At 63.7% G+C, this 12,841-nt stretch carries 9 protein-coding genes and 1 pseudogene; 2 read left to right on the forward strand and 8 right to left on the reverse strand.

Going from position 1 to position 12,841, the window contains the following annotated elements; genetic code table 11:
- Positions 1 to 8: 8 nt before the first annotated feature.
- The 4 genes and pseudogenes from tssC to M1B34_RS03425 form a co-directional block, all read right to left on the reverse strand.
- Positions 9 to 1,484, reverse strand: a complete 1,476-nt coding sequence (gene tssC, locus M1B34_RS03410) for a type VI secretion system contractile sheath large subunit (RefSeq protein ID WP_123337065.1) — start codon at positions 1,482 to 1,484, stop codon at positions 9 to 11.
- 27 nt (positions 1,485 to 1,511) lie between these two features.
- Positions 1,512 to 2,018, reverse strand: coding sequence for a type VI secretion system contractile sheath small subunit (gene tssB / locus M1B34_RS03415; RefSeq protein ID WP_123337067.1), 507 nt, complete (start codon positions 2,016 to 2,018; stop codon positions 1,512 to 1,514).
- Positions 2,019 to 2,050: 32 nt separating this feature from the next.
- Complete coding sequence (gene tssA, locus M1B34_RS03420; protein WP_123337069.1) at positions 2,051 to 3,610, reverse strand: type VI secretion system protein TssA; 1,560 nt, start codon at positions 3,608 to 3,610, stop codon at positions 2,051 to 2,053.
- A 398-nt stretch (positions 3,611 to 4,008) separates the two neighbouring features.
- Positions 4,009 to 5,007: pseudogene (locus tag M1B34_RS03425) on the reverse strand (Leu/Phe/Val dehydrogenase); the annotation flags it as partial.
- A gap of 183 nt (positions 5,008 to 5,190) precedes the next feature.
- On the opposite strand from M1B34_RS03425, the gene M1B34_RS03430 reads away from it, so the two are divergent.
- Positions 5,191 to 5,994: a SirB1 family protein gene (locus M1B34_RS03430; RefSeq protein ID WP_123337073.1), complete on the forward strand. Its 804-nt coding sequence runs from the start codon at positions 5,191 to 5,193 to the stop codon at positions 5,992 to 5,994.
- 35 nt (positions 5,995 to 6,029) lie between these two features.
- Here M1B34_RS03430 and maiA read toward each other — a convergent pair whose 3' ends face one another.
- Genes maiA through hmgA form a run of 3 tightly spaced genes read right to left on the reverse strand, consistent with a single transcriptional unit; the run spans position 6,030 to position 9,289 of the window.
- Entirely contained in the window at positions 6,030 to 6,665 is a 636-nt protein-coding gene (gene maiA / locus M1B34_RS03435) for a maleylacetoacetate isomerase (RefSeq protein WP_268264450.1), read from the reverse strand.
- Between the two features lie 11 nt (positions 6,666 to 6,676).
- On the reverse strand, positions 6,677 to 7,981 hold the full coding sequence (fahA, locus tag M1B34_RS03440; RefSeq protein WP_268264451.1) for a fumarylacetoacetase: 1,305 nt from the start codon (positions 7,979 to 7,981) through the stop codon (positions 6,677 to 6,679).
- 3 nt (positions 7,982 to 7,984) lie between these two features.
- Positions 7,985 to 9,289 carry a homogentisate 1,2-dioxygenase gene (gene hmgA, locus M1B34_RS03445; RefSeq protein WP_268264452.1) on the reverse strand — a complete coding sequence of 435 codons (1,305 nt, stop codon included), beginning with the start codon at positions 9,287 to 9,289 and terminating at the stop codon, positions 7,985 to 7,987.
- Between the two features lie 166 nt (positions 9,290 to 9,455).
- Between hmgA and M1B34_RS03450 the strand changes: the two genes are divergently transcribed.
- A complete protein-coding gene (locus M1B34_RS03450; RefSeq protein WP_268264453.1) occupies positions 9,456 to 10,247 on the forward strand; it encodes an IclR family transcriptional regulator in 792 nt (263 codons plus the stop codon).
- 21 nt (positions 10,248 to 10,268) lie between these two features.
- Here M1B34_RS03450 and M1B34_RS03455 read toward each other — a convergent pair whose 3' ends face one another.
- Positions 10,269 to 12,833 (reverse strand): LuxR C-terminal-related transcriptional regulator, encoded by a 2,565-nt coding sequence (locus M1B34_RS03455; RefSeq protein WP_268264454.1) that lies wholly within the window; start codon positions 12,831 to 12,833, stop codon positions 10,269 to 10,271.
- Between the last annotated feature and the right edge of the window lie 8 nt (positions 12,834 to 12,841).

Genomic DNA, 12,841 nt, shown 5'->3' on the forward strand with positions numbered 1-12,841 from the left:
TCTCCCGATTACTCTTTGTCCAACTTGCCCACCAGCGACAGGGTGAAATCAGCCCCCATATATTTGAAATGCGGGCGCACGTTCAGGCTTACGCGGTACCAGCCCGGCTCACCTTCCACATCGCTGACGATGATCTGCGCGGCACGCAGCGGACGACGGCCACGCACTTCGGCGCTCGGGTTTTCCTGGTCGGCGACGTACTGGCGGATCCACTTGTTGAGTTCCAGCTCCAGGTCAGTGCGTTCCTTCCACGACCCCAGTTGCTCGCGCTGCAGCACTTTCAGGTAATGGGCCAGGCGGTTGACGATCATCATGTACGGCAGTTGGGTGCCGAGTTTGTAGTTCAGCTCGGCAGCCTTGCCTTCGGCGCTGATGCCGAAGAACTTCGGCTTCTGCACCGAACTGGCGGAGAAGAACGCCGCGTTGTCGCTGCCTTTGCGCATGGTCAGGGAAATGAAGCCTTCCTCGGCGAGTTCGTATTCACGACGGTCGCTGACCAGTACCTCGGTCGGGATCTTGGTTTCGATCTCGCCCATGCTTTCGAAGTGGTGCAACGGCAGGTCTTCCACCGCGCCACCGCTTTGCGGGCCGATGATGTTCGGGCACCAGCGGAACTTGGCGAAGCTGTCGGTCAGTTTGGTACCAAAGGCATAGGCGGTGTTGCCCCACAGGTAATGCTCATGGCTGTTGGCCACGGTTTCCTTGTAGACGAACGACTTGACCGGGTTTTCTTCCGGGTCGTACGGGTTGCGCAGCAGGAAGCGCGGCACGGTCAGGCCGATGTAACGGGCGTCTTCGGACTGGCGGAAACTCTGCCACTTGGCGAACTGCGGGCCTTCGAAGTGATCCTTCAGGTCTTTCAGGTCCGGCAGGCCGGTGAAGCTTTCCAGGCCAAAGAACTTCGGCCCGGCCGCGGCGATAAACGGCGCGTGGGACATGCAGGCCACGCTGGACACGTACTGCATCAGTTTCACGTCCGGCGAACTGGGGGACATGAAGTAGTTGGCGATGATCGCGCCTACCGGCTGGCCACCGAACTGGCCGTATTCGGCGGTGTAGATGTGCTTGTAGAGGCCGGCCTGCATCACTTCCGGCGAGTCCTCGAAATCGTCCAGCAGGTCCTGCTTAGAGACGTTGAGGATTTCGATCTTGATGTTTTCACGGAAGTTGGTGCGGTCCACCAGCAACTGCAGGCCGCGCCAGGCGGACTCCAGGGACTGGAAATCAGCGTGGTGGAGGATCTCGTCCATCTGCCGGCTGAGCTTGGCGTCGATCTCGGCGATCATGCGATCGACCATGGCCTTTTTTACCGGCTCGCCGTTGTTCTGCGGCTTGAGCAATTCTTCGATAAAGGCCGACACGCCGCGTTTGGCGATGTCGTAGGCTTCGTCGTCCGGGGTCAGGCGGGTTTCGGCGATGATGCTGTCGAGAATGCTGTACTCGCCGTTTTCGGTGCTGCTTTGCTGTGCTGCGCTGCTGCTCATAATCTTGGCTTCCTTAGCGGATGGGGCTTAAGCGTCCTTGGCGGTGGCGGCACTCAGGCCCAGTTCACCCAGGACCCGACCACGGGATTCATCGTCGGCAAGCACGCCTTCGATGGCTTTGCGGAACGCCGGGGCGTTGCCCAACGGACCTTTGAGCGCCACCAGGGCATCACGCAGCTCCATCAGTTTTTTCAGTTCAGGCACTTGCTCCACCAGGCTCGCCGGGTTGAAGTCCTTCATCGAATTGACCCGCAGCTTGACCGCCAGCTCATCCATCTCACCGTCGTCCTGCAGACGGTTGGGCACGCTCAGGGTCAGGCTCAACTCCTGTTTGGCCAGGACCTCGTCAAAGGTCATCTTGTCGATGCTGATGGGCTTGCGATCCTCCACCTTGCGTTCGTCCGCACGCTGGGTGTAGTCACCGATCGCCAACAGTTTCAGCGGCAGCTCGATTTCTTCCTGAGCACCACCGGTGGCGGGTTTGAAGGTGACGTTAATGCGTTCCTTGGGGGCTACCGAGCCTTCTTTGGCCATGGCGTTTCTCCTTGTGTACGGCCCGGGGGGGCCTAATCGAGCACCACTTCGAGGTCGAGGTGGCACAGCCTGCGATAAATCTCTTCCTTGCGTTCACGCACGGCGTGGTTTTGCGGCAACAACTCACAGCAGCTATGCAGGAGGTGCAGCACATCCAGCGCCAGATCAGGCTCCCAGGCATGCAAGCCCGAGTTCTGCAATTCTTGATCGAGGGTTTCGAGTTGGGTCTTGGCCAATTCGTACTTCTTGGCCAGGAAGCACAGGCGCGCCAGGCTGAACAGCCAGAAGAAACGCACCCGGCCACCATGGGCGGCCTGCAGGCCCTGCTTGAGAATCTGCACCGCGGCCTTCAGACCGTCCTTGCGCAGCACCGGCAGCACCTCTTCCAGGGCCAGTTCCCAGGCCGGCTGGTTGGCCGAGGCCACTTCGACCTTGCGCGGCGCGCTGGCGCTTTGCAGGTGGGGCATGACGTTGGCGCTGATCCAGGCCCGGGTGGCGGGGTCGGCAAAGGGGGCGCCATCGTGAAAGCGCAACTCCACCACCCCCGGCAGGCGTTGCAGCAACAGCGCAAAGTGAAACTCCACCTCGCGCATCGCCTGCTCGGCGTTCAGTTCCATCAGGCATTCCCAGACCATGCGCTGGCCGTCGAACCAGAACGGCGCCTTGGCCAGGCTGGCTTCAAGCTCCACCAACAGATCGGCGAACTGGCCGTTGTTGAAGCGCTCCTGGTACTGCTTCAGCTTGTCGGCCGGCAGCCCGCGCAGCACGGTGATCTGCTCGGCATTGCGCTCGGGGACTGCGTCGATGGGCAGCCACAGCATGGTGCGATTGACACGCAACGCACGCACATCGGACGCCTTCTGCCGCAGCCACCAGGCACACAGCGGGCGGGCGCTTTCCTGCAACGCCCGCAGGGCCTTGTGAGCTTCTTTCTCGTTGTCGATGGGCGCGCCCGGGGTGAACAGTTGCGTGGCCGCCTGCTTGACCTGGGCCACGGCCGCGCCCACCACACCGGGTTCGGGCTGATTGTCGGCGGCGCGCTGCACCATGCTCGACAAGCGCCGGCTGATGGGCAGCAACAGCGGCGCGTCATCGCCCAGGTGTTCAGTCAGCGCTGCATCGAGGCCTTGCAGGCATTCCACCAGGCGGCGAAACAGCGGCAGCTGTTCCTTGATCGCCACGTTCTCACCCAGGACCTGCTCCAGCCGGGGCACCAGCCAACTGATGGCGGCCGCCCGAGTTCGCGGTTTACCGGGATGAACCTCGGACCAGTGCTCGGCGCACAGGTGCTGCAACAGGCCGACGCCCGCCAACAGTCCAGGAAAGGATTCGCGCTGGAACAAGGCCCAGGTGAGCCAGGCCGCCACCCGTAAGTCCTTGGACTGGGTGCGCAGCAGCGCTTCACTGTTTTCGAGGATTTTCAGCCAGTCGATCTGCCCGCTTTCGTGCATTGACTGGGCTTTGTTCAGCTCGCTTTCCAGGGCTTCATATTCACTGGAGAACCGCACGTCCTCGCCGGCAAATCGCTCTTTGGAAATAGCGGTTTGGGCGATCTCGAGGTAATGCGCTGAGAGCTTGCTTGAGTAGGACATCCATGACCTTCGACGGATTACGATCTCGACGCCGAGGGGGAATTCCGCCCACGGCACAGACCCAAGTGCAGCCGAAAAAACTCATCCCTTGAGTCATCTGCACTTGTTGAAAGTGCGGGCATCGTAATCAGGCTGATAGCGCTTTGCAATCATCCTTTACCATCAAAAAGCCATTAGTCAAAAAATAGACGTCAAAAAAATGCTCGTAAAAATGCCGCAAGCCACAGGCCACGGGGCTGTCCGCAGCGTTGCGATGGGAGCGCCCGAACGCTTGAAAAACGGCCTGTTTACAGCCCTTCAGAGAACAGAAAATCGGCGGGCGACACAGCAGTCGCTGCGCACACCTGTCCACAATCTTGAAATGGGGCTGCCTGCCAGCTAGCGATACAACACGCGTTCGCCAACTCGTCCGCGACCCGCGCGGGGGAGCGTTTTTCTGCCTGGGCGTGGGCGAAGACTTCGGTCAGGCGCGAGCTGATCTTCGACAAATGAGCGGTGATGGTGCTCAGTTCCGCGCCCTGGTGCTTGAGTGAAACGTAGATCAGGCCGCCCGAGTTGATCACGTAGTCCGGTGCATAGAGGATGCCCCGCCGCTCCAGTTGGTCAGCCACATCCAGATGGGTCAGTTGGTTGTTCGCCGAACCGGCCACCGCCGAGCAGCGCAGTTGCGCCACGCTGTGGCTGTTGAGCACCGCGCCCAGGCCGCAAGGGGCAAAGATGTCGCACGGAGTGCTGAGCAACGAGTCATTGGCCACCGGATGGGCGCCCAGTTGCTCCATGGCCAGTTGCACCTTGCCGGGGTCGATGTCGCTCACCAGCAGCTCCGCGCCGGCGGCGTGCAATTGCTGGGCGAGGGCAAAACCGACATTGCCCAAGCCTTGCACCGCCACGCGCAAGCCTTCCAGGTTGTCGCTGCCCAGGCGGGCCATGGCGGTGCTGCGAATGCCGGCGAACACCCCCATGGCCGCGTGGGGCGACGGGTCGCCAGCAGCACTGGTGCTGGTGACGTGCTGGGTCTGCTGGGCGATGCAATCCATGTCGGCAACCGAGGTGCCGCTGTCGATGGCGGTGATGAAGCGGCCGTCCAGTTGCTCGATGCAACGGCCAAAGGCCTCGAACAGCGCGGCGCGGTTTTCCACATGGGCCGGGCGAATGATCACCGCCTTGCCGCCGCCATGGGACAGGCCGGCCAGCGCCGCCTTGTAGCTCATGCCCTGGGCCAGGCGCACGGCATCCGCCACGGCACTTTCGTCGTCGGGGTAGGCCAGGTAACGGCAACCTCCCAGGGCGGGCCCCAGTCGGCTGTTATGGATGGCAATGACCGCCTTCAACCCGGTGATCGGGTCGACGCTCAAGTGCAGCGATTCAAGGCGAGTGCTTTGCATGAGAGCGAACATTGTCGGGCTCCCGAGTCACTTCTTGTAGTCGCCAGTATAGGCCTGCGCCTGAAAATTGCTGGAGCGCGCAAGAATAAGCAGCGCCGGTTTACAGCCTTTGGGAAATAACCTGCTACCGACTATGTACAGCACTGGACGAACGCTTGAGACGAGGCTAAAACGAGGCATCCGTCGGAGGTTGAGATGAACCCGCGCCAAGCTTTTTTCGCCTGCCTGCACCGCTCCCCGCCCGCCCTGTTCGAAGCCGCGCTGTGGATTGCCGCCGAGCACGACCCACAGGTCGTGCCAGGCCTGTTGCTCGAGGAAATGAAGGCGCTGCAGCAACGGGTGAGTGCCGGCTTGCCGCTGTTGCCGGTCAGCGAGCTGGGCCAACCCTTGCTGCGGCAGATGAACGACCTGGGTTTCCAGCAGGACGAGCACCTGCCCCTACGCCCCCACGCTGCCTTGCTGGACAAGGTCCTGCAACGGCGCCGCGGGCAGCCACTGGCCCTCGGCCTGATTGCCCTGGAACTGGCACGCCGGCTGGAGATCCCCATGGTCGGGGTGAATTTCCCCGGGCACTTTCTGCTGCGGGTGCCCGGCGCCGATCACCTGCTGGACCCTTGCGGCGGACGCCGCCTGTACCCCAACGATTGCCGGGAATTGCTGCAGCGCCAGTACGGTGCCAACTTCAAACTCTCGGCCGAGCACCTGGTGACCGCCGAACCACAGCAGATGCTTCAGCGCCTGTCACGCAACCTGCGCCAATTGCACCTGGCCTGCGATGACAACCTGGGAGCCCTGATCAATGCCGAGCGGGTGCTGGAGCTGGGCAATGGCAGCGCCGCCGACTACTTGGCCCGGGCCAGCCTGTACCAACGCCTGGAATGCCCCAACGCCGAACGTTTCGACCTGGAGCATGCGCTGCTGCTCAGCGAGGACCCGATCCAGCGCTTGCGCCTGACCGAGCGCCTAGGGCACTTGCCACCCAGCACCATCGTGCACTGAACCCGGACGGCCCGGCGGCAGCACTGCCGCGGGCCTCAGGGGGTGTCGGGCTGATGAGCCGGATGGGCCGCCTTGAACGCCGGGTGTTCGGCCGCCAGGGCGGCCACCCGGAGAATCCGTGGATAACTCGCCAAGGGCACCTTGAAGCGCTCGGCGGCGTACAGCTGCGGAATCAGGAACACATCCGCCAACCCCGGCTGCTCGCCAAAGCAGAAGCCCCGATCGCCGATCAATTGCTCCACGGCTCCCAGCCCCTGGCTGATCCAATGGTCGATCCACACCTGCACTTGCCCGTCATCGTGGCCCCAGTCACGCAGCAGGTTCTGGGTACTGGAGTTGTGCAGCGGATGGATATCGCAACCGATCACCGCCGCCACCGCCCGTTCATGGGCGCGGCTGAGCAGGTCACGGGAGAGCAACGGCACCTGTGGATAACATTCCTCCAGGTATTCGATGATCGCCAGGGACTGGATCAGCACCGCCCCCTCGTCGGTACGCAAGGCCGGCACCCGGCCCTGAGGATTGATGCGCAGGTACTCCGGCTGCCGATTGGCACCGCCCTTGGGCACCAGCAGGTTGACCGGCACCGCCTGGAAATCCAGGCCCTTGAGGGCCAGGGCCAGGCGCACCCGGTACGACGCGGTCGAGCGGTAGTAGGTATAGAGCTCCATGGCACGACCTCTTAACGGGCAGGCACGACTTTGCCGCGGCATTCGCCGAAGCCGATGGAGGCAAAACCTTCACGGCGGCAGCGCCCGCGCAAGATGATTTCGTCGCCGTTTTCAAGGAATTTGCGCACTTCTCCGGACGCCAGTTCGATGGGCTTTTTACCGCCCTCGGTGATTTCCAGCAGGCTGCCGAACTGCCCTTCTTGCGGCCCGGACAAGGTGCCCGAACCGAACAGGTCACCGGCCTGCAACTGGCAACCGTTGACGCTGTGGTGGGCGACCATTTGCGCCACGGTCCAGTACATGTGCTGGGTGTTGCTCAGGGTCAGGCGCTGGGGGGCCAGGCCCTGCTCAGCCATGGCCTCGGTCAGCAGCAGCACCTCCAGCTCGATATCGAAGCCGCCGCCCGCCTGGTCGCGCGGGTCCAGCAGATACGGCAGCGGCTGCGGGTCGCCTTGCGGGCGTGCCGGCTGGGCACGGCGGAACGGCTCCAGGGCTTCGGCGGTCACCACCCAGGGCGAGATGCTGGTGATAAAGCTTTTCGACAGGAACGGCCCCAACGGCTGGTATTCCCAGGCCTGGATGTCCCGCGCCGACCAGTCATTGAGCAGGCAGAAACCGGCGATATGCTCAGCGGCTTCGCTAATGGCGATCGGCTCGCCCATCTCGTTGCCCTGGCCGATCCAGATCCCCAGTTCCAGCTCATAGTCCAGGCGTGCGCAGGGGCCGAAAACCGGCTCGCTCTGCCCGGCCGGCAGGGTCTGGCCCTTGGGACGGCGGACCTCGGTGCCCGACGCACGGACGGTCGACGCGCGGCCGTGATAACCGATGGGCACATGCTTGTAGTTCGGCAGCAGCGGGTTGTCCGGACGGAACAGTTTGCCGACGTTTTGCGCGTGCTCGATGCCGACGTAAAAGTCGGTGTAGTCGCTGATGCGGGCCGGCAGGTGCAGTTGGCAATCCGCCGCCAAGGGCAACAGTCTGGCCCCCAGGGCTTCCATTTTTCCGCGCAGGCTGCCGCCTTCGCCGAGCAGTTCCAGCAGCCGTTCACGCAGGGCGACCCGGGCCCCACGGCCCAACTCGAAGAAAGCGTTAAGTTGCCCACCACGGGTGGCTTCCACTGCGGTACGGGCCGCGCCGTCGAACAGGCCGGCGTCCAGGGCCGCCTCCAAGTCAAGAATATGCTCACCAATGGCGACGCCACTGCGGGCCGCCGAACCCGGGGTGCTGAACACCCCCAGCGGCAGGTTTTGCAGGGGGAAATCGGCATGACCGTTGGCGGAGGCAACCCAACTGCGGGTCAAGGATGGCTGATTCATGGGTTATCTCCGATTCGGGTTGAAGGAGCTGGGTAGCGTGGCCCAGCAGGCGTCGTAGTTGTTCTGCAATTGCGGGCAGGCCAGGGCGAACTGGCTGGGGCGCAACACCTGGCTGGTCTCGAACATGAACGCCATGGTGTTGTCGATCTTGGCCGGCTGCAGTTCGGCGTTGATGGCCTTGCTGCAGGTTTCGCCATCGGGCCCGTGGGCACTCATGCAACTGTGCAGCGACGCGCCGCCGGGCAGGAAGCCTTCGGCCTTGGCGTCGTAGGCCCCCTGGATCAGCCCCATGTATTCGTTCATCAGGTTGCGGTGGAACCATGGCGGCCGAAAGGTGTTCTCAGCCACCATCCAGCGCGGTGGGAAAATCACGAAGTCGAGGTTGGCCAGGCCGTGCACGCTGGTGGGCGAGGTCAACACCGTGAAGATCGACGGGTCCGGGTGATCGAAGCTGACAGTGCCAAGGGTGTTGAAACGCCGCAGGTCATATTTGTAGGGCACGTTATTGCCGTGCCAGGCCACCACGTTGAGCGGCGAATGGTCCAGCTCGCAGCCCCAGAGTTCGCCCAGGAACTTCTGTACCAAGGGCGTGGGCTGCTGGAGGTCTTCGTAATGGGCCACCGGGGTCAGGAAGTCCCGCGGGTTGGCCAGGCCGTTGCTGCCGATGGGCCCCAGGTCCGGCAGGCGCAAGGGCGCGCCATGGTTTTCGGCAACGTAACCACGCGCCTGGGGGTCCAGCAATTCGACGCGAAATTTCAGGCCACGGGGCAAGACTGCGATTTCCAGGGGCTCAATATCCAGCACCCCCAATTCGGTGGCGATGCGCAGCCGCCCCAACTCCGGCACCAGCAGCAGCTCGCCGTCGGCGTTGAAGAACACCCGTTCCATGGAGCGGTTGGCGCCATAGTGATAGAGGCTGATACCCGCCGGTTTCTGCGCCGCCGAGTTGGCCGCCATGCTCACCAGGCCCTCGATGAAATCGGTCGGCTCAGCGGGAATGGTCAACGGGTTCCAGCGCAGGCGATTGGGCGTCACCTCGCCCAGGGGCCCACCCGCCAATTGACGTTCAAGTTTGGTAAAGGACGGGTGGTTGGCCGAAGGCAGGATACGGTACATCCAGGTGCGCCGGGCTTCGCTGCGGGCCATGGTGAAGGCGGTGCCGGAGAACAGTTCGGTGTACAGACCGTAGGGGGCCTTTTGCGGGGAGTTCTGGCCAACTGGCAAGGCGCCTGGCAGGGCCTCGCTGGAAAATTCATTACCAAAACCCGACTGATAGGCGAGCACCGTCGCCGTGGAATCGAGATTCATGGAGCCTCCTATGCAGGGAGCAGGCGGTGGCCGACGACTCCGTTGTGAGAGTGCTCGGCACGCCAGGTTTATTTTTATCGTAATTGAATTACGCACAACGTAATTTGATTGCCGAATAGCGTCAAGCTATAAAGACCGCCATTCGTCCCGGGATCACAGCACCACCATGGAAAAGCCCCGCAGCACCAGCGACAGCTCCGGCAAACAGAAAGTCCGCTCGGCGGAGGTCGGTACGGACATCCTCAAGGCCCTGGCCGAACTGTCGCCGTCCACTTCCCTGTCGCGCCTGGCCGAACATGTGCAGATGCCGGCCAGCAAGGTCCACCGCTACCTGCAAGCCTTGATCGCCAGTGGCTTCGCCGAGCAGAACAGCGCCACCAACCACTATGGCCTGGGCCGCGAAGCCCTGCGGGTGGGCCTGGCCGCCTTGAACAGCATGGACGTGTTGAAAGTCAGCGCCCTGCCCTTGGCCGAGCTGCGCGACGAGCTGAATGAAACCTGCTTCCTCGCAGTCTGGGGCAATCAGGGCGCGACCGTGGTGCACATCGAACCGGCCGTGCGGGCGGTGACCGTGGTCACCCAGTTGGGCTCGGTCCTGCCCCTGCTCAGTTCGTCCACCGGCCTGGTGTTTGGTGCTTACCTGCCTGCCCGGGAAACCCTCGAACTGCGCCAGCAGGAACTGCAAACCAACAGCGCCCATGCACTGTCCGATGAGGGCGAGTACGCCGAGCTCGGCGAACAGATCCGCGCCCGCGGCCTGCACCATGTGCATGGTTTGCTGATGCCGGGGGTCGATGCCTTGTCGGCGCCGGTGTTCGATGCCACCGGCAAGATCGCCGCCGTGCTCACGGTGGTGGGACCTGCCTCGCTGTTCCACGCCGATGAACATGGCCCGGCGGCCCAGCGTCTGCTGACGGCGAGCCAGGCCGTGAGCTGGCGCATGGGTTACCAACCCTGAGTACCGGGTGACGGCCCTCGCTCAGCCCATCAACCCCAGGGACTTGGCCCGAGCCACAGCCTGGGTGCGCCGCTCCACCCCCAGCTTGCTGTGAATACGCCGGGCGTGGGTCTTGACCGTGTGCAGGGATATAAACAACTGCTCGGCAATCTGCAGGTTGGAACTGCCCTGGGCGATCAACTGCAGGACTTCCAGTTCACGCAGGCTCAACGGGTTGGCCCCGGCGTCGGCTTGAGGGCCTGGCAAGCCGAACTCAGGGGATTCAAGGCCCTCCAGCGTCTGCAACAGCTTCGGTTGCCGCAGGCGCAGGTCCAGCAGCGCCTGGGGTAAATGGCAACGCTGCACCAGTTGCAACCCGGCCTCCAGGGCCTGGGCAGACACGCGCCGGTCGCCTTGCAGATATGCGACCTCGGCCAAGGCCAGTTGCAACTCGGTCTCCAGCCCTGACATGCCATGGCAGCGGGCCCACTCCACCCTCCCCTGCAAGGTCGCCATCGCGGCCGGCGCCTGCCCCAAATAGACTTCGGCCAGCACCAGCAGGTATTCAATCCGCGGGATCAGCTCCAGCGTCGCCGGGGGCGCCTGCACGGCCTGCGGGCCACGGTAGTGCCGCAAGACTCGGCTCAAGGCTTCGAGGGCCAATTCCGGTCGGCCCTGCTGGAGCCAGAAATGACTGCTGACCTGCAACAACACCCCGCGGTACACGGTGTCTGGAATCTGCCGTTGCTGCATCAGGCGTTCGGCATCGCGCAGGCGCACAAAGGCCTGGGCGTAATCGCGCTGGTTGGCAGCCAACTGCGCCTGCCCAAGAAAGCCGTACAACGCGCGTTTGTCATGGCTCAGCAGGCAGTCTTCCAGGCCCACCTGAAAGTAACCCGCCGCCTCGCTCTCACGTCCCTGACGCAACGCCAGGTGCCCTCGACGCAGGGCTATGCGCCCCAACAGCGGCGTGGCCGGCACCGGCTGTCGGGCCAGAAGTTCGGCCACGTCGTCGAGCAGGGCCTGCGCCCGGTGGGGCGCCCCACGCTGCTCCAGCAGTTGCCCATGATCCAACTCCAGCAAGGCCTCAAACAGCAACGAGTCCTGGGCCCGCGCCAGGCACAGCGCCTCACGGTTCAGGCCTTGGGCCACGTCCAATTCACCCTTGAGCAGGGCCTGCTGGGTCAGCCCGGACAGGCACAACAAACGGGTCGGCCAGGCACTGTCGGCCAGCACGCACAGCGCCTGGAGAAAATGCTCACGGGCTGGCTCCATCTGGCCTTGCAGATGCAATAGCCAGCCTTGCTGGGCTTGCCAGCGCGCCAGCAGCTGGCGTTGCAGATCGGCCGAAGGCTGCGGCGCAAAACGCGCCATGTGCTCGATGCACTGTTGCGCCTGGGCGAAGCGCCCGGCAAACAACAACGCCGCCGTCACCAGCCCCACCAGATGCGGGCTGCCCACCAGCAACTCGGCCCCATGCTGCTCATACAGGCGCAACAGCAGCACCAGGTTCTGCTGCTGGAACAGCGACTCGAAGCTGAAGTGCTGCAACAGGCTGACCGCCACTTCATATTCATGGGCCAGCAAGGCTTGCTCGAACGCCGCCTGCCAGTCCTGCTCGGCGGTGAACCACTGGCAGGCCCGCCGATGCCAGGAACGCCCTGCCGGCCAAGGCTCGTCGCGCATCAAGCGGGCCAGCGGAGTAAAGACTTGCAGCCATTCGGACGAGCCCTGCCAGGGCTCGATAAAGCAACCTTGCTCCTGCAGCGTGCGCAGGTACTGAGCGCCTTCCCCGGCCCCGAACAAGTGCTCGCACAGCGCAGGATTGAAGCGCGGCAAGTGCGCCAGTACCTGCCAGGTTTCCGCCAACTCCGGCGCCAGCACGCCGAACAGTTCGTGTTCCAGGTACTCCAGCAAAGTATTGGGCCGCCCCGGCTTGCAGGGCGTCGCCACCCACTCGCTGCCTTCGAGCAGGGCAATGCGCACCCCGGCGCACCAGCCGGCACTGCGTTGCAGAATCCGGCTGGCGGTCTGTGCGCCCAGGGGTTGGGGCAACTGCTGCAACAACTGTTGGATATCCTCCAGGCCAAAGGCCAGGGTCGGGCCGTCGCACTCGTACAACTCATCGTCGAGCAACAGGCGCGGCCAATTGCATTGAGGCCGCCGCCGGGTGCCCAGCCACCAGCTCAGGGCCGGGTTATCCACCGCCAGCAGGCGATCGAGCATCAGGTCCAGTTCCGGCGCCGCGACCCGGCAATAGTCATCGAGGCACAGCCAAGTCGGCGCCTGACGTTGTGCCAGGTGATCCAGCAGCGCTCGCTCATCGCCTTCCGCCAGGCCCAGGGCAGCGGCCAGTTGCGCGCAGAAATCCTCGGGGCTGCGCGGCATGCCGCACAGGGACAACCAACAGATGTGGATCGACGCCGGCGCCTGGGACAGGCACTCGACCAGCAGCGCAGTCTTGCCACTTCCGGGTGGTGCGCACAGCACCTTGACCCGGGCCGTGGAGGCCAGCAAGGGCGTGCTCAAGCGAGGGCGGGACAGATGGTGAGCGGACAAGCGAGGCATGAATCCAGGACGGTCCAGACGGTGACTCATGGCGGTCATTGCGGCGT

Source organism: Pseudomonas morbosilactucae, from assembly GCF_023241715.1.
GTDB classification, from domain to species: domain Bacteria; phylum Pseudomonadota; class Gammaproteobacteria; order Pseudomonadales; family Pseudomonadaceae; genus Aquipseudomonas; species Aquipseudomonas morbosilactucae.